The sequence below is a fragment of the Pseudomonas sp. MYb327 genome (genome assembly GCF_040438925.1).
GTDB lineage: Bacteria > Pseudomonadota > Gammaproteobacteria > Pseudomonadales > Pseudomonadaceae > Aquipseudomonas.
The window spans coordinates 2,360,971-2,382,146 of sequence record NZ_CP159258.1; the positions used below are offsets into that span (position 1 = coordinate 2,360,971).

At 60.0% G+C, this 21,176-nt stretch carries 19 protein-coding genes, 1 tRNA gene and 1 pseudogene; 12 read left to right on the top strand and 9 right to left on the bottom strand.

All coding sequences use genetic code 11. The features are described 5' to 3' along the window. Positions 1-23 precede the first annotated feature (23 nt). The 3 genes from ABVN21_RS10535 to ABVN21_RS10545 all read left to right on the top strand — a co-directional run bounded on the left by ABVN21_RS10535 (position 24) and on the right by ABVN21_RS10545 (position 3,050). Positions 24-905 (top strand): ABC transporter permease subunit, encoded by an 882-nt coding sequence (locus ABVN21_RS10535; RefSeq protein WP_339552380.1) that lies wholly within the window; start codon positions 24-26, stop codon positions 903-905. After that, positions 902-1,786 (top strand): ABC transporter permease subunit, encoded by an 885-nt coding sequence (locus ABVN21_RS10540; RefSeq protein ID WP_339552025.1) that lies wholly within the window; start codon positions 902-904, stop codon positions 1,784-1,786. Before ABVN21_RS10535 ends, ABVN21_RS10540 begins: the two co-directional genes overlap by 4 nt. Before the next feature lie 166 nt (positions 1,787-1,952). Further along, positions 1,953-3,050, top strand: a complete 1,098-nt coding sequence (locus ABVN21_RS10545) for a polyamine ABC transporter substrate-binding protein (protein WP_339552026.1) — start codon at positions 1,953-1,955, stop codon at positions 3,048-3,050. Positions 3,051-3,278: 228 nt separating this feature from the next. On the opposite strand, the gene thpR is transcribed toward ABVN21_RS10545, so the two are convergent. Next, positions 3,279-3,818, bottom strand: coding sequence for an RNA 2',3'-cyclic phosphodiesterase (gene thpR / locus ABVN21_RS10550; protein ID WP_339552027.1), 540 nt, complete (start codon positions 3,816-3,818; stop codon positions 3,279-3,281). A 112-nt stretch (positions 3,819-3,930) separates the two neighbouring features. Between thpR and ABVN21_RS10555 the strand changes: the two genes are divergently transcribed. Further along, positions 3,931-4,062 (top strand): hypothetical protein, encoded by a 132-nt coding sequence (locus tag ABVN21_RS10555; protein ID WP_339552028.1) that lies wholly within the window; start codon positions 3,931-3,933, stop codon positions 4,060-4,062. Positions 4,063-4,076: 14 nt separating this feature from the next. Here the strand turns inward: ABVN21_RS10555 and ABVN21_RS10560 are convergent, their stop codons facing one another. Further along, entirely contained in the window at positions 4,077-4,430 is a 354-nt protein-coding gene (locus ABVN21_RS10560) for a DUF1428 domain-containing protein (protein WP_339552029.1), read from the bottom strand. A 16-nt stretch (positions 4,431-4,446) separates the two neighbouring features. Then, a complete protein-coding gene (locus ABVN21_RS10565; protein ID WP_339552030.1) occupies positions 4,447-5,514 on the bottom strand; it encodes a hypothetical protein in 1,068 nt (355 codons plus the stop codon). 309 nt (positions 5,515-5,823) lie between these two features. Here ABVN21_RS10565 and ABVN21_RS10570 point away from each other — a divergent pair, with 309 nt between their 5' ends. Continuing rightward, the gene (locus ABVN21_RS10570; protein ID WP_339552031.1) at positions 5,824-6,084 is read left to right on the top strand and encodes a hypothetical protein; all 261 of its coding nucleotides are present in this window, start codon (positions 5,824-5,826) and stop codon (positions 6,082-6,084) included. A gap of 68 nt (positions 6,085-6,152) precedes the next feature. Here ABVN21_RS10570 and ABVN21_RS10575 read toward each other — a convergent pair whose 3' ends face one another. Then, the gene (locus tag ABVN21_RS10575; RefSeq protein WP_339552032.1) at positions 6,153-7,046 is read right to left on the bottom strand and encodes a LysR family transcriptional regulator; all 894 of its coding nucleotides are present in this window, start codon (positions 7,044-7,046) and stop codon (positions 6,153-6,155) included. Positions 7,047-7,180: 134 nt separating this feature from the next. On the opposite strand from ABVN21_RS10575, the gene ABVN21_RS10580 reads away from it, so the two are divergent. Continuing rightward, positions 7,181-8,599, top strand: a complete 1,419-nt coding sequence (locus tag ABVN21_RS10580; RefSeq protein ID WP_339552033.1) for an MFS transporter — start codon at positions 7,181-7,183, stop codon at positions 8,597-8,599. 40 nt (positions 8,600-8,639) lie between these two features. Here the strand turns inward: ABVN21_RS10580 and ABVN21_RS10585 are convergent. After that, positions 8,640-8,816: pseudogene (locus ABVN21_RS10585) on the bottom strand (cupin domain-containing protein); the annotation flags it as partial. A 201-nt stretch (positions 8,817-9,017) separates the two neighbouring features. Further along, entirely contained in the window at positions 9,018-9,791 is a 774-nt protein-coding gene (locus ABVN21_RS10590) for an IclR family transcriptional regulator C-terminal domain-containing protein (RefSeq protein WP_339552034.1), read from the bottom strand. Between the two features lie 146 nt (positions 9,792-9,937). Here ABVN21_RS10590 and ABVN21_RS10595 point away from each other — a divergent pair, with 146 nt between their 5' ends. The 4 genes from ABVN21_RS10595 to ABVN21_RS10610 all read left to right on the top strand — a co-directional run bounded on the left by ABVN21_RS10595 (position 9,938) and on the right by ABVN21_RS10610 (position 14,618). Further along, on the top strand, positions 9,938-10,753 hold the full coding sequence (locus tag ABVN21_RS10595; RefSeq protein ID WP_339552035.1) for a shikimate dehydrogenase: 816 nt from the start codon (positions 9,938-9,940) through the stop codon (positions 10,751-10,753). A 32-nt stretch (positions 10,754-10,785) separates the two neighbouring features. Then, positions 10,786-12,555: an FAD-dependent oxidoreductase gene (locus tag ABVN21_RS10600; RefSeq protein WP_339552036.1), complete on the top strand. Its 1,770-nt coding sequence runs from the start codon at positions 10,786-10,788 to the stop codon at positions 12,553-12,555. After that, positions 12,524-12,844 carry an NIPSNAP family protein gene (locus ABVN21_RS10605; protein ID WP_339552037.1) on the top strand — a complete coding sequence of 107 codons (321 nt, stop codon included), beginning with the start codon at positions 12,524-12,526 and terminating at the stop codon, positions 12,842-12,844. Before ABVN21_RS10600 ends, ABVN21_RS10605 begins: the two co-directional genes overlap by 32 nt. Before the next feature lie 67 nt (positions 12,845-12,911). Further along, entirely contained in the window at positions 12,912-14,618 is a 1,707-nt protein-coding gene (locus tag ABVN21_RS10610) for an FAD-dependent oxidoreductase (RefSeq protein ID WP_339552038.1), read from the top strand. Positions 14,619-14,768: 150 nt separating this feature from the next. Here ABVN21_RS10610 and ABVN21_RS10615 read toward each other — a convergent pair. The 3 genes from ABVN21_RS10615 to ABVN21_RS10625 all read right to left on the bottom strand — a co-directional run bounded on the left by ABVN21_RS10615 (position 14,769) and on the right by ABVN21_RS10625 (position 17,596). Continuing rightward, a tRNA-Gln gene (locus tag ABVN21_RS10615) sits at positions 14,769-14,843 on the bottom strand. A 223-nt stretch (positions 14,844-15,066) separates the two neighbouring features. Beyond that, positions 15,067-17,064 (bottom strand): U32 family peptidase, encoded by a 1,998-nt coding sequence (locus ABVN21_RS10620; RefSeq protein WP_339552039.1) that lies wholly within the window; start codon positions 17,062-17,064, stop codon positions 15,067-15,069. Between the two features lie 151 nt (positions 17,065-17,215). After that, positions 17,216-17,596 carry a RidA family protein gene (locus ABVN21_RS10625; RefSeq protein WP_339552040.1) on the bottom strand — a complete coding sequence of 127 codons (381 nt, stop codon included), beginning with the start codon at positions 17,594-17,596 and terminating at the stop codon, positions 17,216-17,218. A gap of 694 nt (positions 17,597-18,290) precedes the next feature. On the opposite strand from ABVN21_RS10625, the gene ABVN21_RS10630 reads away from it, so the two are divergent. Both ABVN21_RS10630 and ABVN21_RS10635 read left to right on the top strand, forming a co-directional pair. Continuing rightward, positions 18,291-19,421, top strand: coding sequence for a PAS domain-containing protein (locus ABVN21_RS10630; RefSeq protein WP_339552041.1), 1,131 nt, complete (start codon positions 18,291-18,293; stop codon positions 19,419-19,421). After that, positions 19,418-20,854 (top strand): sigma 54-interacting transcriptional regulator, encoded by a 1,437-nt coding sequence (locus ABVN21_RS10635; protein ID WP_339552042.1) that lies wholly within the window; start codon positions 19,418-19,420, stop codon positions 20,852-20,854. The genes ABVN21_RS10630 and ABVN21_RS10635 overlap by 4 nt, the downstream gene beginning before the upstream one ends. Positions 20,855-21,176 lie beyond the last annotated feature (322 nt).

The following is a 21,176-nucleotide window of genomic DNA, read 5'->3' on the forward strand; positions in this document are numbered from 1 at the left end:
TCAATCAGCAATTCCTGCGCCTGGTGCCCAGTGGGCGAAAACTGGTCATCGGCATTCCGTTCCTCTGGTTATGCCTGTTTTTCCTGTTGCCGTTCTTCCTGGTGATGAAGATCAGCTTCTCGGAAGCAGCCCTGGCCATCCCGCCCTATTCCGAGATTTATACCTACGCCGAGCAGAAGTTCGAGCTGATGCTCAACGTCGGCAACTACGCCCTGCTGACTGCGGACGAGCTGTATCTCTCGGCGTACCTCGGCTCGTTGAAGGTCGCGTTGCTTAGCACACTGATGTGCCTGGTGATCGGTTTTCCGATGGCCTACGCCATCACCAAGACCAGCAAGGAAGCGCAAAACGTTCTGTTGCTGCTGATCATGATGCCGACCTGGACCGCGATCCTGATCCGCGTCTATGCGTGGATGGGCATCCTCAGTAACAACGGTTTGCTCAACGCGTTCCTGATGTGGACCGGCCTGACTTCGCACCCGATCGAGATCCTCAACACCAACACCGCCGTGTACATCGGCGTGGTGTATGCGTATCTGCCGTTCATGGTGCTGCCGCTGTACGCCAACCTGGTCAAGCACGATGGCAGCCTGCTGGAAGCCGCGTCCGACCTGGGCTCGAGCAACTTCAACAACTTCTGGAAAATCACCGTGCCGCTGGCCAAGAACGGCATCATCGCCGGTTGCATGCTGGTGTTCATTCCGGTGGTCGGCGAGTTCGTGATTCCGGAACTGCTGGGCGGTCCAGAGACCCTGATGATCGGACGTGTGCTGTGGCAAGAGTTCTTCAACAACCGCGATTGGCCGGTGGCGTCTGCCCTGGCGGTAGTGATGCTGTTGATTCTGATTGTGCCGATTCTGCTGTTTAACCGCAGTCAGGCCAAAGAGATGGAGGCACGGGGATGAAGCGCTTCGGATTTTCAAAGTTCATGTTGGTTTTCGGCCTGTCGTTCATCTACCTGCCGATGTTGATTCTGGTGATCTACTCGTTCAACGCCTCGAAACTGGTGACGGTGTGGGGAGGCTGGTCGTTCAAGTGGTACGCCGGCCTGCTCGACAACACGCAGTTGATGGGCTCGGTGGTGCGCTCTCTTGAGATCGCCTGCTACACCGCGATTGCCGCGGTGGCGCTGGGAACGCTGGCGGCATTCGTACTGACTCGCGTCACGCGCTTCAAAGGCCGCACGCTGTTCGGTGGCCTGGTGACAGCGCCGTTGGTGATGCCGGAGGTGATTACCGGTCTGTCGTTGCTGCTGCTGTTCGTGGCCATGGCGCAGTTGATCGGTTGGCCGATGGAACGCGGCATCGTGACGATCTGGATCGCCCACACCACGTTTTGTGCCGCCTACGTGGCGGTGGTAGTCTCCGCCCGCCTTCGCGAGCTGGACCTGTCCATCGAAGAAGCCGCCATGGACCTCGGTGCCAAGCCGTTCAAGGTGTTTTTCCTGATCACCATCCCGATGATCGCGCCGTCACTGGCGGCCGGCGGCATGATGTCGTTTGCTTTGTCACTGGATGACCTGGTGCTGGCGAGCTTCGTCTCTGGCCCGGGTTCCACGACCCTGCCGATGGAAGTGTTCTCGGCGGTGCGCCTGGGTGTGAAGCCGGAGATCAACGCCGTGGCCAGCCTGATTCTGTTGGCCGTCTCGATCGTGACCTTCATGGTCTGGTACTTCAGCCGCCGCGCAGAAGCCAGCCGTAAACGCGCGATCCAGGAAGCGATGGAGCAGACCGCGAGCGAATCCTGGCAACAACCGAAGAAGCAAATGGCTACCGCCACCGCTTAAGGCACCACCTCATTGTGGCGAGGGAGCTTGCTCCCGCTGGGCTGCGAAGCGGTCCCAAAATCTTGTGAGTGCTACGCACTCAAGCGGGAGCAAGCTCCCTCGCCACAGGTTCTGTTTTCACTGATTTCTGCTGTGTTTTTGAATAAAAAGAAATGGAGTTGTACCGATGAAAATGTTTGGCAGGACTCTGCTGACACTGTCCTTATTGGGCGCAATTGCCACGGGCGCCCAGGCCAATGACAAGGTTCTGCGCGTCTATAACTGGTCGGATTACATTGCCCCGGATACCGTCAAGAAGTTCGAAGACGAGACCGGTATCCAGGTGACCTACGATGTGTTCGACAGCAACGAAACCCTTGAAGCACGCCTGCTCGCAGGCAAATCCGGCTACGACATCGTCGTGCCGTCCAACAGTTTTCTGGCCAAGCAGATCAAGGCTGGTGTCTATCAGGAACTGGACAAATCCAAACTGTCGAATTGGAAAAACCTCAATACGGTACTGCTGAAAAACGCCTCCGCCAGCGACCCGGATAACGGCCATGCCTTCCCGTATATGTGGGGTTCGATCGGCATCGGCTTCAACCCGGACAAGGTCAAGGAAGTGCTCGGCACCAACGCCCCGACCAATTCCTGGGACCTGTTGTTCAAACCGGAAAACGCTGAAAAGCTCAAAGCCTGCGGCATCAGTTTCCTCGATTCGCCGACCGAGATGATCCCGGCCGCCCTGCACTACCTGGGCTACCCGGTGAACGATCAGGACAAGGCGCACATCGCTGAAGCCGAAGCGCTGTTCATGAAGATTCGCCCGTCGGTGGCGTATTTCCATTCATCGAAATACATCTCCGACCTGGCTAACGGGAATATCTGCGTGGCCGTCGGTTACTCCGGCGACGTGCTGCAAGCCAAGGCCCGCGCCGAGGAAGCCGGGGACAAGGTGAAGATCGACTACAGCATTCCGAAGGAAGGTGCCGGCAGTTTTTACGACATGGTTGCCATTCCGCGTGATGCCGCCAACGTCGAGAACGCCTACCTGTTCATGAATTTCCTGATGCGTCCCGACATCATCGCCGAGATCACCAACAACATCGGCTACAGCAACGCCAACGCAGCGGCCACGCCGTTGGTGGATGAAGCGATTCGCAACGATCCGGGCTCGTACCCGCCAGAAGCGGTGATGGCAACGTTGTATGCCATTCCTGACCAGCCGATTGCCGTGCAGCGGATCATGACTCGGGGTTGGACCAAGGTGAAACTCGGAAAATAATCGCTGAAGCGCAAGGTGCTATCGCCAGCAAGCCGACTCCTACAATGGTCCCTGACCGAATACATCTCCTGTAGGAGCCGGCTTACTGGCGATGAGGCCCTATCATTCAACACACAAATCAGATCAACCATTTCTATACATGCAGCGCCTTACCACCGCTGCATCGCTCACCTGGCTCCTCGGTTATGGTGAAGTTTGGCGCCCTCGGGCGCCTTTTTTTGTTCGGGATCAGGCGCTGCCCAACGGCCACTCGGCCAACGCGCGATAACGGCCCTTGTGCGATTCGAACAGGGTGAAGCGATCGGCTCGCAGGATAAATTCGGGGGGCGTAGCAGATTCGGGAACCGGTGCCCGATAGTCACGCGCCAAGGTCAAATGCGGGCGAAATTCCCGTGGCGCATCTTCCAGGCCAAACGGCGACAACGCTTGCTCCAGGTCATACACCAACCGCAACAACGCCGGCGATGTCTGCCCGGGCACCAGCACCAACACCCCGGCCCTGCGCCAGACATCCAGGCGATCAAGCTCCACGGTCAAACGTTCGTCCGGTGTACGCACAGACGCGACGGCCGTGCAGATGTCCGCCATCTGCGCGATTCCGACCGCGCCCAGAAACTTCAGGGTCAGATGAAAATTCTCAACCGGCACCGGGCGACCGATGCGCAGTTGCAAATCGCTGCGCCATTGGGCGATGGCCTTTTGTAGTGGCGGTGCGCAGTCCAGCGCGAAAAACAGCCGTTTGAACGGTTCATGGGATTGTTCATTCATGCAGGACACCTCAGCGGGTTACCGCATGAGTGTACAAAGGAAAACTGCACAGGGATAAACCTGTGGCGAGGGAGCTTGGTGGGCCGCGCCGCCTGAGCCCGGTCAGGACGAAATGCAGCTGGAATGGGGCTGGCTGGTGCATTACAGCGAAGGCGAACCGCGATTCGAGTTCATCCGCGAGCGCCCGACCGATCTCGAAATCCGCAATCGCAAAAGTTGCAGGATCACCCCGGCGGCGGAGTGATCCGCGATATCAGCTCAAGCCTTAACGATCATTTCAAAACCGCCGAAAATCATCCGCTGGCCGTCGAACGGCGCTGGATTGACGTCCGGTTGTACCCTCGGATCGGTCATCAGTTTCGCCATTCCGGCATCACGGGTGGGCTTGTCCGGCCAGATGATCCAGGAAAACACCACGGTTTCGTCCTCCTTGAGTTTCACTGCCATGGGAAACGAGGTCACCTTGCCGTCGGGAACGTCGTCGCCCCAGCATTCGGCGAGGCTGAGCGCGCCGTTCTCGATGAAAATGCCGGCGGCCATCTCGGCGTGCTTCTTGAATTTCTCCCGGTTGGCCGTGGGTACGGCAATGACAAAGCCATCAACATAAGACATGAGAGTTCTCCTCGGTTCATGGGGTGATCCGCTGGTTAGTCGACTGAGTCGGACTCCAATCGACAGAGCCGCCATCCGGACCGACCGACGGTTCGGCGCTCTGCGCCAGGTTCCCTTCGATCTGCGCCGCCATGTACAAGGTGCCCGCCATCACCCCGGTGGTCGGGTTCTGCACCAGTTTCGTCCAGGCTTTGTCGAACGTGTTGCCCAGGCTACTGCGGATCAGCGCTTCGCTGTCCGGCCGGTCGTTGGCCTGGATGATCGCCCGAACGCCCGCCACCCCTACGGAGATCAACGCACCGGCCAGCTTTCCGGCGACCGCCGCTACCGCACTGGCTGCCCCGCGCGGGGCCATCTCGGCTTCCATCCGTTGACTGGCACGCTTGGCCACTGGCGCCATGGCGGTGTCAGTCGAACCGACGCCCTTGTCGCCACCTGCCTTGTGGACCTTGTCTACCAGCGCCGCGTACGCAGGCAGCGCGGTCAGTTGCTCGGTGTGTACGACTTGATAGAGCGACGCATCCCTGGCGGCTGGCGGCCCAAGTGCAATCGCCGGGACTTTCTGGATGCGGCCATTGAGCTGAGCCATTGGCACACCATGACGCTGGGAGATCTTTTGCAGTTCTTCCTTGAGAATGTCCACGTAGAACGCCGCCGCCAGGCTCAGGATCGCATCCGGATCAACCTCCAGCGCCGCCGGGGCGAGCACTTTTTCCTGATACTTCTCCAGCAAATATTCGGCGAGGCGCTTTGCCGAGGCATCTTGCTCGTCTTTGTTACTACTGATGTTGTACCAACTGACCTTCATCGACAGCCATTCCTGAGTCCAGTAGCTGCTGAACCAGGGAATGAAGTTTTCTTCGGTCAGTTGATAGACCCGCGTGCGCCAGTAATCCATGGCCCCGCGCGCGTAGATTTTGGTCTGCTCGGTAGCTGATTGCGATGCGTCAATAATCTCCCGGTCTACTTGCTGCCAGGTGCTCGGGGATATCATGACCTGCGGCACTTCCACAGGGGCACGCGGGGCCGTGGCGCATCCCGCCAACACCACCAGCACGGCGACGATCAGCGAACGCAGGTTCAAGGTCGCGATTTCCTGAAGTCGGTTCCGGGCGGATTGTCCGGGTTTGAAAATGCCCTGATTTGAGTATAGGTGGCAGCAGATCGGGCCAACAAAAACGCCACTGAATTCGACCATCACTGCCATCGATATTCACCATCGTCACGAATGCCTTCCGCCCAACAGTCGTCAGCGTAGGATCACTTCCAACCCAACACGAAACCCTGTAGCGGAGGGTCGAATCATGCTAATCCATCTCCTGACTTGCCTGGCCCTGACGGCCTTCACGTTGAGCGCATTTGCCTGGTTCGTCCTGTCCGAGGAGCGCACGTCATGATCCAGCACGTCACCCTTTCCGTCAGCTTCCCGGTGTTCGGCACCAACTACTACTCGCAGACTTTCGAGTCTCGTAAAGTGTTGACCCTGGTATTCGACGAAAAATTCGAGGACATGCTGATTCCGTCGGCCGGCAACCACTTCAACAACGAAGTGGTCGGGCTCAACGATCAGTTTCGCTTTCTGAATGACGTACTCGCCGAGCATTTGCTGGCGACCGAACTCGCCAACAGCGCCCATCGGAATCAGTATTTCTGAGGCGTGACATCAACGATATAACCATTGCCTGAATGTCGAACGACAGAATGGAAATAACGGGTCAGATGTTAATAAGAGGTACAAACATCCCTCAGGCACACCCGTAACCATCGATGCACGGGATCGGCATTCAGTCGAGGATGCCAGATCATCGCCACGGTAAATTCCGGCAATGACAGTGGCAGCATAAAGCTGTGCATGCCGGACCGCAGGTTGGCCGTATGCCGCTCGGGCACGGTGGCAATCAGATCGCTGGACCGCGCCAGCGCCAATGCGGTCGAGAATCCGGACACGACGGTGACTATCTGCCGCTCAAGTTCAAGCCGCTCCAGCGCTTCATCAATCGCCCCTTTGTCTAAACCTCGCCGCGACACGCTGATATGGCGCCCCGCCGCGTAACGCGCAGGCGTGACCTCGCCAAGGCTCAACGAATGTCCCGCACTCACCACGCCGATCAAGCGGTCGCGGAACAGACCCTGAGTGTGCAACTCCGGGCTCGCGGCCTTGCCCACTACGCCGGTTTCCAGATCGACCGTCCCGTCACGCAGTCCTGCGCTGTCCTTGTCCGGCTTATGGATGAAGCGCAGGCGCACGCCCGGTGCCTCTGAAGCCACGCGGGCGATCAAGGCCGAGCCAAAGTTTTCGACGAATCCTTCACGGGTGCGCAGCGTGAAGGTGCGCACCACTTGCTTGAGGTCGGGCTGCTCGGCCGGGCGCAGCACGGCTTCAACATCTTGTGTCAGTTGGCTGACCCGTTCGCGCAATTCGAGTGCTCGCGGCGTCGGTACCAGACCGCGCCCGGCCCGGACCAGCAACGGATCGCCGGTGGTCTCGCGCAAACGCGCCAGCGCCCGGCTCATTGCCGAAGGGCTCAGGCGCAAGCGTTTCGCCGCGCCGGCCACGCTGCCTTCGGCCAACAGGACATCAAGGGTGATCAACAAGTTGAAATCAGGAATGGACATGCAGTGCCCCGCGTCGATGTGACATGGCGTTTGACGCACGTATTAGGTGCAAGTGGTGCGTCTTCCGCCATGTTAGGCGCGGGCGTAGATTTCTGATAGCTCCAATCCCGAGCGATCAGAAAAAGAGGGTTTGCATGATTTCCACAACGGCAATCGTACAAGGAGCGCAGCAGACGCGGGCGGGGCGCTGGGCGCTGGCCAGTTTGTCGCTGTCGATGTTGCTCTCCTCACTCGGCACCAGCATCGCCAATGTAGGCTTGCCGACGCTGGCCCAAGCGTTCAACGCCTCCTTTGCGCAGGTGCAATGGATCGTCCTCGCCTATCTACTTGCCATCACCACACTGATCGTCAGCGTCGGCCGTCTCGGCGACCTGACCGGTCGTCGCCGGCTCTTGATGATCGGTATTGGTCTGTTCACCCTGGCTTCAGCCCTGTGTGGCCTGGCGCCCAGCCTCGGACTGCTGATTGGCGCCCGCGCGCTGCAAGGCCTCGGCGCAGCGATCATGATGGCGCTGACCATGGCATTGGTGGGCGAAACAGTGCCAAAAGAACAAACCGGCAGCGCCATGGGCTTGCTTGGCACGATGTCGGCTATCGGCACCGCGCTGGGGCCTTCGCTCGGGGGCTTGTTGATCGCTGGATTGGGTTGGCGGGCGATGTTTTTGATCAGCATCCCTCTGGGTTTGCTGACGTTGTTCCTTGCTCACCGCCACTTGCCTGCCGACCACCTGAAGCCGAAAACCGCCCGCGTCGGTTTCGACCCAATCGGCACCCTGGTGTTGACCCTGACACTTGCCGCGTACGCGCTGGCCATGACCCTGGGGCGCGGTCATTTCGGTGCGCTGAATATCGGGCTGCTATTGGTGGCTTTCCTGGGTGCAGGCCTGTTTGCAAGGGTGGAGGCGCGGGTCGTCGCACCGCTGATTCGAATGGCCATGTTCCGCGACCTGCAGCTCAGTGGCAGCCTGGCCATGAGTCTGCTGGTGACGACGGTGATGATGGCGACGCTGGTGGTCGGGCCGTTCTATCTGTCGCAGGCGCTTGGATTGGAAGCCGTTTCGCTTGGATTGGTGATGTCGGTCGGTCCGCTGGTCGCCGCGTTCACCGGGGTGCCCGCCGGACGAATTGCCGACCGTTTCGGCGCCCGTTGCATGACGCTCGCCGGGCTCTTCGCCCTCGCCCTCGGCTGCTTTGCGCTGTCGGTGCTGCCGCAGACGCTGGGTGTGGGCGGTTACATTGCGCCCATGGTGGCCATCACCCTGGGCTATGCGGTGTTCCAGACCGCCAACAACGCCGCCGTCATGGCCGATGTGCAGCCGGATCAACGAGGTGTGGTTTCTGGCCTGCTCAATGTGTCGCGCAATCTGGGACTGATCACCGGCGCATCGGCATTGGGCGCGGTGTTCGCCCTCTCATCGGCAACGGAGGAGATCAGCGCCGCACACCCACAGGCAGTGGGTAGCGGCATGCGCATGACCTTTATGGTCGCGCTGGTCCTGATTGTCGTTGCCTGCTGCATTGCGATGGCTTGTCGACGCAACAAGCCCGCTTGAACCGTACAGTTCAGGCAGGCTCGCGTACAACAAAAGGCGCTTACTTTTGCAGCACCACCAACGGCGTGTCTTTCTTGACGATGTAGGTCGCCAGCTCCGAACCTTTGCAGGTGCCGATATTCTTCGCTACATGCGCAGTGCCAGCCGGTATGTACATCGAATCCCCCGCCTTTAACGTTATTGGCGGCTGCCCTTCGAGTTGATACTCGAAGGTGCCGGGCGGATACGTTCAGATACACGCGCTTATGTCGGAGGCCGATTCTTCCGCCCGAATCTGTCGAAAATCACCCACACGCATTGCCTTGAACGCACGACCGGCACCAGAGTGGTTTATCGAAGACCTCTCGCTCTTGACGGGTTTGCGGTCTGCGACTTTGGATTTCTAAGCGATACCGTTCGAACAGGCGAGGCGTTGCGCTCAGAGCGTCATGATCGGCCTCAGCAACGCCTGCCCCTCATAGAGCGCCGACAAATAGCGCTCGCGCATGTCCTCGACGGTCATGCGCGAGGCGTGAGTGGTCAGCGTCAACGCCGCCTGCAACTGCCCTTCCCTGTCGATCAGCGGCACACTCAGCACCCGCATGCCGACTTCGTACTCCTGGTCCACCAGCACGTAACCGCGCTCGGCCGCCAAGGCGATTTCGTGGCGAACCTGCGCTTCATCGGTGAGGGTGTAAGGCGTGATCGCCCGTGGCGGATTACGCGCAAAATAGGCGCTGAGCGCCTCTTCGCCAAGACTGGCCAGCCACAATCGACCGCTACCCGTGCAATACATGGGCACCCGCGAACCCGGTCGAATCGACATCGAAGTGATGTGGCTGTAACGGCTGCGCACCACGTGCACGATGTCATCGCCATCGCGCACACCCACCGACACATGCTCCTGCGTGGTACGCGCCACCTGTTCGACGATGGGCCGCAGCATGCGTGGTAACACCGCCGAATCGACATACGCCTGGCCAATCCGCAAGGTCTTGGCGGTCAGCCAGTAATAGCGGCCATCGGTCTGCGCAAAATCGTCATGCACCAGCGTCAGCAAAAAACGCCGAGCGGCGCTTTGGGTCATGTCGGCCATGCGCGCCACTTCGGGCACGCTCAAGCGTGGATGTTCCTGGGAAAACAGCTGCAACAGCGCCAGGCCTTTTTGCAATCCGACGATCAAATCCCGTGGATGAATGGTGGGCTGCTTCATCGTTATGAACTCTTAATTGCACAAAGGCTGCGATTATCGCACTGCCATTGCGATTATCAACGTATTCACCCCTGCGCTTGATTGTTCGTCCTCATCCTCGCTTGCAGTATCGGCCCTACAACACAGCCAACAAGCGGGTACATCACATGATTCAGGGTTCGACTGAACTGGTCGCCATCGTCGGCTCACCTGTTGCCCAGGTGAAATCGCCGGAAAACTTCAACCGCTGGTTCGCCGACAGCCAGCACAACGTTGCCATGCTGGCCATCGACCTTGCGCCGAACGCCCTGCAAAATTTCATTGAAACCCTGCGCGGCTGGCACAACCTGCGTGGTTGCGTGGTCACCGTACCCTACAAACAACTATTGGCCGGTCGCCTGGACAGCGTCAGTGAACGTTCAGCGGCGCTGGGCTCGGTCAATGTGATCCGCCGCGAGGCGGATGGTCGGCTGGTGGGCGATATTGTCGACGGCGAGGGTTTCCTCAATGCCGCGCGCAAACACGCTTTCAACCCGCAAAACAAACAAGCGCTGGTCATTGGCACGGGCGGCGTCGGCAGTGCGATTGCCTATTCGCTGTGCCAGGCCGGGGTCAGTCACCTGGCCATCAGCGACCTCAGCCAGGAGCGCGTCGAGGTGCTCGGCGAGCTGTTGCGCGAAGCCTTTCCGGACATTGTGATCAGCGCCAACCCGGCGTCGCTCGAGCACTTCAACCTGATCGTCAACGCCTCCCCCGTCGGCATGGGCGCTGCCGACGACGGACCGATGCCGTTATCGCTCGCCCTGATGCAAACCCTGCAAACGGCGACGCTGGTGGCGGATGTCGTGACCTCGCCTGCAGTAACGCCGTTTCTTGCCTTCGCCCAACGCCAGGGGTGCGCGATCCAGACCGGACCGGAAATGGCACTGGCGCAACTGGGCAATCTCGGCCACTTCATGGGCGTGACGCCGCTGGAAATCTGACTTCCAGCCGCGTCCTCGATAGGCGATAGACAATGAACACTTCGACTTCATCCAGTGCCAGCCTGACCTATGACGTGATTGTGCTGGGCAGCGGCGCCGCCGGTTTCGCGGCGGCAGTGACAGCCAGTTCCCGCGGCCTCAAGGTTTTGTTGGTGGAAAAGACCGAGGACTTCGGCGGTACGTCGGCGATTTCCGGCGGCGCGGTCTGGCTGCACGACACCGACCAGGCCCGGGCCGCCGGGCATCACCTGCCCGCCGAACAGATGCGCCGATACCTCAAGGAGGTGATCGGTGACGGCTACAACCCGGAGCTGATTGACGCTTTCATCGAAAAGGGCCGTGAAGCCCTGCGCTATCTGGAAACCCACAGCGAACTCAAATACAGCCTGCGCCCGCTGTCCCCTGACTATTACCCGGACTTGCCCGGTGGCACGCAGACCGGCCGCGCACTGGAAATCGACGAGTACGACGGACGCCGCCTCGGCGAACATTTCAAAGACCTCAAGCGACCACCGGACGGCATGCTGTTGTTCGGCGGCATGATGGTCAATCGCGTCGACATCCAGCATTTTCTCAGCTTCAAGCGATCGCCAAAATCGCTCTGGCACTGCCTGAAACTGATGGGGCGTTATGCCGTCGACCGCCTCAGTCATCCTCGCGGCACTCGCCTGACCGTGGGCAACGCCTTGATCGCGCGGCTGGCCACCACGGCCCTGGCCAACGGCGTCGACCTCTGGTTGCAAGCCACTCCTGAGTCGTTGCTGGTTGAACAGCGCAAGGTCAAGGGCCTGCAGATCACCCATCGCGGCGTGACCCGTCAGGTATTCGCTCGTGGTGGCGTGGTCTTGGCCATGGGTGGTTTTGCGGCCGGCAAACAGGCTGCGCAACAGCGGCCCGATACGGCTTCGGAGCACTGGAGCATGTCACCGCCGGCCAATGTGGGTGACGGGCAGCGGCTGGCTGCATCGGTCAACGCGGCGATTGGCGACAACCTTTCGGCGAATTTCTATTGGGCCCCGGTCTCGGTACTGCACAAGGCCGACGGCAGCGTCGAACGCTTTCCGCACTTGGTCACCGACCGGGCCAAACCGGGCGTGATTGCGGTTAATCGCGCCGGGAAGCGATTCGTCAATGAGTCCGACTCTTACCACTGTTTTGTCCAGGGCATGTTCGCCAACGGTGGCGCCAACGCACCCTGCTGGCTGATCTGTGACAGCGAAGCCTTGAACAATTACGGCATGGGACTGGCACGTCCCCGGCCGGTCGACAACAGCGCATTGGTCGACGCCGGTTACCTGCTGCGCGCCGACAGCGCCGCGGAGTTGGCGCAAAAAACCGGCATCGATGCGGTCGCACTGGAACAGACCCTGGCGCGATTCAATGCCGATGCCGAGCATGGCGTCGACCCGCAGTTCGGCAAGGGCAGCAGCGCTTACAACCGCTACATGGGTGATCCGCTGCATCAACCCAATCCGTGCCTGAAGCCGCTGCGCAAAGCGCCCTTCTATGCCATTCGCCTGTTCACCGGCGACCTCGGCTCGGCCCGTGGACTGGTCACCAACGGCCAGGCCAACGTTCTGGATCAGAACGGCGCGCCGATCACCGGGCTCTACGCCGCCGGCAATGAAATGAATTCGATCATGGACGGCACCTACCCCGGACCCGGCATCACCCTCGGCCCCGGTATTACCTTCGGTTACCTGGCCGCCAGCGATATCGCCGACCGGCTCAACCCCGACGCTGCACACAATTCCCACACTGGAGAACAGCATGTTTTACGAACTGCGCACCTACACGATTAAACCGACACGGCTTGGCGACTGGCTGGCCCTGTACAAAACCGCCGCACTGGCGGTCCAGCAAGAACACTTGGGCAACCTGGTTGGCTTCTTCACCACCGAGATTGGTGAAGCCAATCAAGTGCTGCACATCTGGGCCTACGCCAGCCTCGACGATCGCATGGCTCGTCGCAACGCCATGGCAGCTGACCCGCGCTGGCAGGACTTCGCGCGCCAAAACAAGGAGCTCGACGCCGTGGTGACCCTGGAATCGCGATTGCTGCGCCCGACCGATTTTTCGCCGCTGCAGTAACCCCACCCCGTTGTTCCGTTCCCGCCTGGGAGCGGACAACCCCCTTTTCTTTCTCACGGTAAGTCCTATGAACGTCAGCGAACCCTTGCTTTGTGATGTTCTGGTCGTCGGTTCCGGTGCGTCCGGTCTGGCCACGGCCGTCACCGCCGCTGAACTGGGCCTCGACGTCATCGTGGTGGAAAAAGAGCCACAGCTTGGCGGTACCAGCGCCTGGTCAGGCGGCTGGCTGTGGATCCCACGCAACCCACTGGCCATCGCCGACGGCATCGTTGAAGACCCTGAACAACCGCGAGCTTATCTTCGCCACGAACTTCGTTGTGTAGAGCTGGACCCTCGTGTGGAAGTGTTCCTTGAACAAGGTCCGCAGATGGTCGAATTTTTCCAGCGTCTCACTGACGTACAGTTTTTTTCCGGCAGCAAGATGCCTGATTTTCATGCCAGCGAAGGCTTTGCCAAAGGTGGCCGATCGGTCTGCGCACAACCGTTCGACGGGCGTCGGCTCGGTCCCTGGATCAACAAGTTGCTTCCGCCGCTCGACCTCATCAGCCTGGGTGGCATGGGCATTGCGGGCGGTGCCGATCTTAATCATTTCCTCAATGCCCGCGGCTCTCCCACCTCGTTGCTCTATGCCGGCAAACGCCTGTTTCGCCATGCCTGCGACCTGTTGCGCCATGGCCGTGGGATGCATTTGGTGAACGGCAACGCGCTGGTTGCCCGCCTGCTCAAAAGCGCGCTGGATCGTCAGGTCCGCGTGCTGACTGACACCCCCGTACGAGCCCTGCTCCATGAGCGGGACCGTGTGGTCGGCGCGCGTGTCGAGAGTGCCGGCGGGCTGCTCGAGATACGCGCCAGGCGCGGTGTGGTGCTGGCCTGCGGAGGCTTTCCTCATGACCGACAACGCATCGCCGAGCTGTTCAGCCATGCCCCCACGGGAACCGAACATTTGAGTACCGCGCCCAAGGGCAATACCGGCGATGGCCTGCGCCTGGGCGAAAGCGCCGGTGCGCGGGTGACCTCCGATCTTCCCCACGCGGCGGCGTGGGCGCCCGTGTCCCGGGTGCCGCGCGCGGACGGTGGCTTCAGCGGATTTCCGCATCTGATGGAACGGGCCAAACCCGGCTTCATTGCCGTGCGCAAGGACGGCCGTCGCTTCGTCAACGAGGCCGACTCCTACCACGATTACATGCGCGCGCTGTTCGATGCCACCGGACCGGGAGAGGCTCCGACGTCGTGGCTGATCTGCGATCACCGCGCCCAAAGCCGTTACGGCCTGGGCTGGTCCAAACCCTTTCCGTTCCCGACCGCACCTTATGTTCGCCAGGGTTATCTGTTCAAAGACCGGACCTTGAGCGGGTTGGCGCACCAATGCGGCATCGATGCGCAGCAACTGGAAGCCACGGTCAGCGCATTCAACCAGCACGCCGATCTAGGTCGAGATCCGTTGTTTCAGCGCGGGGCATCGCTGTACAACCAGGCCCAGGGCGAAAGCCTGCATGGTCCCAACCCATCGCTGGGCAGCTTGCGCCAAGGGCCGTTCTACGCCGTGAAACTGGTGCCGGGCAGCCTGGGCACCTTCGCCGGCCTCGCCACCGATGCCTGCGCACGGGCGCTGGACAAACACGGCGCGCCGATTCCGGGGCTGTTTGCGGTGGGCAATGACATGAGCAGCATCATGAACGGCTATTACCCGAGCGGCGGTATCACCCTTGGCCCGGGCATGACTTTTGGCTACATCGCAGCACGAACACTGGCCGGCGAGGTAGAAGGAACCTGAACTGAACGCCTGCGCGAATGCGAAATTTGAAAGGCCAGGGAAAAATGTTACAGGCACAAAAAACGCCAACCGGATTCCGGTTGGCGTTCTTGGTATTGCGATCATCTTGGCGCCGCTGTAACCAGCTGAATCAGGATGAGCATTGGAATATGGCAGGGGCGGCTGGATTCGAACCAACGCATGGCAGGATCAAAACCTGCTGCCTTACCGCTTGGCGACGCCCCTGTATCTGCTTCAAGCCCTGTTTGGGGCCTCTGCAAGAGTGGGCGGAAATTTATCAACTTTTACCGGGCATGGGAAGCCCCATGTAAAAATTTATTTGTTTTAAAACAGCCACTTATCACCAATCAAGATTCAGCACAATCTACCAGGCGATTATTCTCGACTCGATCCGCCGAAGTGACTGAAGCGGCGAACGCGACACCGTGACGTCGCGCTCGCCCGTTACTCAGTGAGGCGCTCGATGAATGGTTTTGAGCAGGTCCTCGGGGCTGATGTGGCCGACGACTTCCTGCATGCTGCCCGGTTGCGGCGAGTGGAGAATATGCCCTTTCATCTTGCCGATGATGTGCATCTCGCAGGGCTTGCAATCGAACTTCAGCGTCAACACTTCATCGCCGTGAATCAACTGCATCGGCGCAACCTTGGTGCGAACACCGGTCACGCCCTTGGCCTGTTTCGGGCACAGGTTGAAAGAGAAACGCAGGCAATGCTTGGTGATCATCACCGGCACTTCGCCTGCTTCCTCGTGAGCCTCGTAGGCCGCATCGATCAGTTTGACGCCATGGCGATGGTAGAAATCGCGAGCCTTCTGGTTGTAGACGTTGGCCAGGAACGACAGGTGCGACTCCGGGTACACCGGCGGCGGCGTGGTTTCGGCTTTACGGCTACCGCGCGGATGAGCGGCGACCCGTGCCTCGGTCAAGGCTTCAATCACTTCACGGCGCAAAGCTTTGAGCTGCGAGTTCGGAATGAAGTACGCCTGCGGCGCATCCAGCTTGACGTCGACAGCGTGGTACTGCGTGGTGCCCAGTTGGCCAAGCAGATCATGCAATTGCTCCAGCGCCTGTTCCGGCTTGTTGGCTGCACCGAACGGGCCGGCCAGCGTGACGCTGGCGCTGATGCCTTCTTCGCTGGTAGCGGTCAGTTCCAACTGTTCTTCACGCAGGCGAGCGACCCAGCTCAGGGCAATGCGGCGCTCGGCTGAAGTCTTTTGCAACGCCTGTTGCCAGTTGTGATCGAGATTGCGATTCAACGGATGGTTGGGACGCAGCTTGTACATGCCTTCCGGCATCTCATTGGGCTCGACGCGATAGCGATAGCGTTTCTCGCCGTCCTCCTCGAACTCGCCTTTGGGTTCGGCGATGTTGGCGCGAAAACCCACCACTTCACGCTTGACCAGCACGTTGAGGCCGTCGCCGTTGGACAGCGGTTCGTGGGTCACGACCTGCATGTCACGCTTGGCGACTTTCTCGACCACGCCCACCGGCAAACCGGTGAAGGTCGGCGAGTCGAAGGCGCCGATATCAATCTTGCGGTCAGTGACGAAGTAATCGGTGCTGCCGCGGTGGAAGGTTTTTTCCGGGTCGGGCAAGAAGAAGTGCGCGGTACGGCCGCTGGAAGCGCGGGCCAGGTCCGGACGGTCTTCGAGGACCTCATCCAGGCGCTGGCGGTAATAGGCGGTGATGTTCTTCACATAGCCCATGTCCTTGTAGCGCCCTTCGATCTTGAACGAACGCACGCCCGCCTCGACCAGCGCGCGGATGTTGGCGCTCTGGTTGTTGTCCTTCATCGACAGCAGGTGCTTTTCGTAAGCGATCACGCCGCCCTTCTCGTCCTTGAGGGTGTACGGCAAACGGCAGGCCTGGGAGCAGTCGCCACGGTTGGCACTGCGACCGGTTTGCGCGTGGGAAATGTTGCACTGACCGGAAAACGCCACGCACAGCGCGCCGTGGATGAAGAACTCGATTGCCGCATCGGTCTCGCCGGCAATGGCGCGGATCTCTTGCAGGTTCAGCTCACGGGCCAATACCAGTTGCGAGAATCCGGCCTGGTCGAGGAACTTCGCCCGCGCCAGGGTGCGGATGTCGGTCTGGGTGCTGGCGTGCAGCTCGATCGGCGGAATATCCAGCTCCATCACGCCGAGGTCCTGGACGATCAGCGCATCGACGCCGGCATCGTACAGTTGATGGATCAGCTTGCGGGCCGGCTCCAGCTCGTTGTCGTGCAGGATGGTGTTGATGGTGGTGAACACGCGGGCATGGTAGCGACGGGCGAATTCGACCAATTGGGCGATGTCGCTCACCTCGTTGCTGGCGTTGTGGCGCGCGCCGAAGCTCGGGCCACCGATGTACACGGCGTCGGCGCCATGCAGGATGGCCTCGCGGGCGATGGCTACGTCGCGGGCGGGGCTGAGCAATTCAAGGTGATGCTTGGGTAGGGACATGTTTTTTTAGTCTGGCTTGTCACGGTCAAGGTGCGCATTGTAGCGGCGAAACGCTTGACCGGCACCCGCAGGCTGCCCGATGGCGATTCTGCCGACGATACAGAGCACATGTGGGAGCCTGCTCGCCCCCACAGGGATTGAAGTCGCTCTATCAGCCTTTGGCCGCCATCGCGGTCACTTCAACGCGCATGCCTTCGACCGCCAGAGAGGCGACGCCAACCGCTGCACGCACTGGCCAGGGCTTGGCGAAGAAGCGCTTGTAGACCTCGTTGAACGCGGCGCGGTCAGCCATATCGGTGAGGTAAATAGTCAGATGGAGGACACGATCCATCGAACTGCCGGCGCGCTCCAGTGCAACTTTGAGCGCCTGCAGGGTGCATTCGCTCTGCTCGACGATGCCACCCAGTTCCAGGCTACCGTCTGCGCGGGTCGGGATCTGCGTGCTGACCAGCAGTCCACCGAAACCGGCGACGTCAGAGGAAATGGAGTCCGCATCGGGATCCGGGAGAAAGGAGATGTCTTGGTTGGCCATGGGGATCTCTTGCTTGAGGTGATAACGGGGCTGGCGGGTAGTTTACAGACCCGTCGTCAGGCCGTCCCCGAATAAGCTCGAAAACCCTTGGCGCCGCGAATGGTGCGGGTGAGACATGAAAAAGCCCGCACAAGGCGGGCTTTGGAATCAAGTAGGTGGCCAGTGCTGGTCTCTGGCTTACAAGGTTTATCAGGACTCCCACAGAACAGTTTTTTTGTGGAACTGAATAAGCACTGTCTGCTTCACACGGCATAAGGGCTGGATCTCAGCGCGGAGATCTTTCTAACCGTGTACCCTTCGGAGCGCGCCCCACGCGTCCTCGCTATCCGCTTGCGCATCAGTCTGCGTTTTCACCTACAACTTCAGAGTAGCAAAGCACTCAGCGTTCGGGTGGTTGTTTTTAGACCGATTTCATTCTGCCAAAAGCCGTGAAGGACGCAAAAATACTATCGCCCTGAATGCGCCCTCATGCGTCACTCATCGGATTGACCGCACCGACTCCCACATTCCCATTAAGCTCATTCAGGCGCTGCAAAAATGCACATTTTGCTGCGATTTCGCAGCACTCATCCGTTGTCATGCGTTCGATCTTCGAGGATTGGCGGATTCTGAGTTGGCATGCGATATGCCCTCCCTTTGAACAGCCTGAGTCTTTTGGCCAGGTGCCTATCAGCCAAATCGAGCCGATTGATCAATGGATATCCTGAATTTGCTGGCAAAAAAAGCCCAGCCTCTTACCAGTACCGTGAGCGCCGACGGACAACTTCTCAGCCTGTCTGCCAGCCTTAGCGATCAGTTGGGCTATGCGCTCGAAGCACTGTGGGATCAACCGATAGAACGCATCTTCAGCGTCGAGTCGGTGCGCGCCCTGCACTCGCTGTTCGCCAACCCCCCCGCTGACGAACAAGTACACAGCCTGGAACTGACCTTGATTCGCCATAACGGCGGCCTGCTGCACGTGGTGGCCAGTGGTCTGCTGGAATGGCGCTCGGTGCAGCCGGCGCGTCTGCATTTGCTGAAAATTCCGCTGGGAGCACTGGGTCACAGACTGCGCGAGATGCACAACGCCAATGAAGTGATGAGCCAGATGCTGCAAAGCGCCAAGGTCGCCTATTGGTGCATCGAGTTTGCCGAAGCCGTGGACGTCAACAATTCCCCGGATGAAATTGTTCGCCAAGTGTTCGAAAACGACTCCCATTGGCGCTTGTGCAACCGCGCGATGGCTGATGTTTACGAGATGCCCTCCGACGTCGATTTCAATCATCAACCGGTACGCCTTTATTGGCCACGCAGCCCCGCCAACGAAGAGTTCGTGCGGCGCCTGATCGAAGCTGGTTTCAGCGTCGACTGCGCCCTCTCGGTGGACCGTCGCCACGACGGTTCGCCGGCGTATGTAGAAAACGATGTGCGGGCGACCATCGTCAACGGGCAGCTCTTGCGGATGTGGGGCAGCATTCGCGACGTCAGCCAGGAGCTGCGCATGCAGCATGACGCCGAGCAGCGCATCGATGCCTTGCGCCGGGTGTTCGATGCCGTGCCCGACGCGGTGCTGGTGATCGATGAATACCTGCAACCGCAATGGCGCAACGCAGCCTTTGAAGAGACGTTCGGCATTACCCATGGCGCCGGCATTGCGCGCTTGATTCTGGACAATGGCTTGCCGGAACGCACCTGGCACAGCCTGCCTCTGCCGGATCTGCATGGGCGCGACCGGAACTTCAACGTGCACTGCTCGCGCATCCTGATTCGTGAAAGTGTGGCCTGGCGAGTCGCCGTGTTTCGTGAAAGCCAGGGCGTGCGCCGCGTCGAAGAGTTGCACCCATGAAAGATTCGAATCTGCCACCCACGTTACAGATGGGCATGCGCTCATCGGTCAGTGTCAGCAGCGAGGTGCTCGGCGCATTGCTGCAAACCCCGGCATTGCACGCCTTGCTCGACAGTTTCAGCGAGGCGCTGGTCGTCATCGATGGCGAGGGCCGGATACGGTTTCTCAACCTGGCCGCCGAGCGCGTCAACCGGTTGTCCAAACAGCAGGCCGTCGGATTGTCGGAAAATGATTTCTTCCAGCGCTCGGCGCTGAATTACGACGACTTGCTGGCAGCGATGAACCGGGGTGGCAACAGCGCACTGACGCGCTCACGCGAAGGTCGGGTCCTGCTCAGCAGCACCCACGCAATTCCCACCGGCGCCTATGAAAAACCGTTCAGGATGCTGAGTCAGAAAGACTTCGACGGCAGTCAGCCACAACGTCGGGCATCCCTCGGCAACCGGCCGGTGGAACCGCAAGGCCTGCGCGACCCCCAGGACAACGCCCTGCACCTCTCGCCGCTGCTGTCGAGCATCGCCGACACCGGCGTGCGCGCTTTTCGCCGTCGCGCGCGGTTGCTGCTACTGGGTGAGCCCGGCGTCGGCAAGACGGCCATCGCCCGACACATTCACCGTGCGGCCGGTTGGGGCGACCGGCCGTTCATTCATGTCAACTGCGGGAGCATTCCGGAGAGTCTGTTCGAGTCGGAAATGTTCGGCTACGAGCGCGGCGCCTTTACCGGTGCGCTGCAGGGTGGCAAACAGGGCTACATCGAGGCGGCTTCGGGCGGGACACTGTTTCTCGACGAAATCGGTGAGATCCCTTTGCATGTCCAGGCCAAACTGCTGAAGTTTCTGGAAGACAGCACCATCCAGTCGGTCGGCTCGCCCCTGAGCAAAACCGTCCAGGTACAAGTCATTGCCGCTACCAACAAGGATTTGCGCCACCTGGTGAGCACCGGTGAGTTTCGCGCCGATCTTTACTATCGCCTCGCCGTCCTGCCGGTAGAAATTCCACCACTGCGTCATCATCGCGATGACTTGCCGTTCCTGATCGACATCCTGCTCAGCCGCATCAATGGTGATCGCGAGCCGTCGCTGAGCCTGTCCGCCGGGTGTCGCAAGCGCCTGTTGAGCTATGACTTCCCGGGCAACATTCGCGAACTGGTCAACATTTTCGAACGGCTGGCGGTGCTGGCTGACGATGAGGCGCAGGAGCACCATCTCCCGGCCGAACTGCTGCAAACGCAACGCCCACCGGAACGCTTGAAACCCGCCATCGATGAAGACGAAACGCAGGAAAACCCGGAGCAAAACCTCAAGCTTCAGGTTCAACAGTTCGAGCGCCAAATCATCCTCCAGGCCGTGGAGGTGTGCGGGAGCAAACGCAAGGCTGCGCAGCACCTTGGCATCGACATCGGTACGTTGATTCGCAAGCTGCAACGCGATTGATCTCTAGGACTGTAAACACCAGCCTGTAGGAACTGGCTTGCCAGCGAAGGCGATCTGACAGTCACCTGGATGTTGAATGTCCTGCCGTCATCGCCAGCAAGCCAGCGCCTACAGAAAGGTTGCTTGCTGCATATACGTGCTGCGAAAACGCCTACATCTCCAGTTACTTTTGCCTGCACCCCAGCCCTAGACAAATACAAATCCCTTTAAATACAACAAGTTAAAAATATGGCACGACCTGTGCTCCTGCTATCAGCAACCCACCATCGATGGGCTTTGCAACGGAGCGGCTTTGCATCAGCCGACTCGCTAGCCAGGAGGA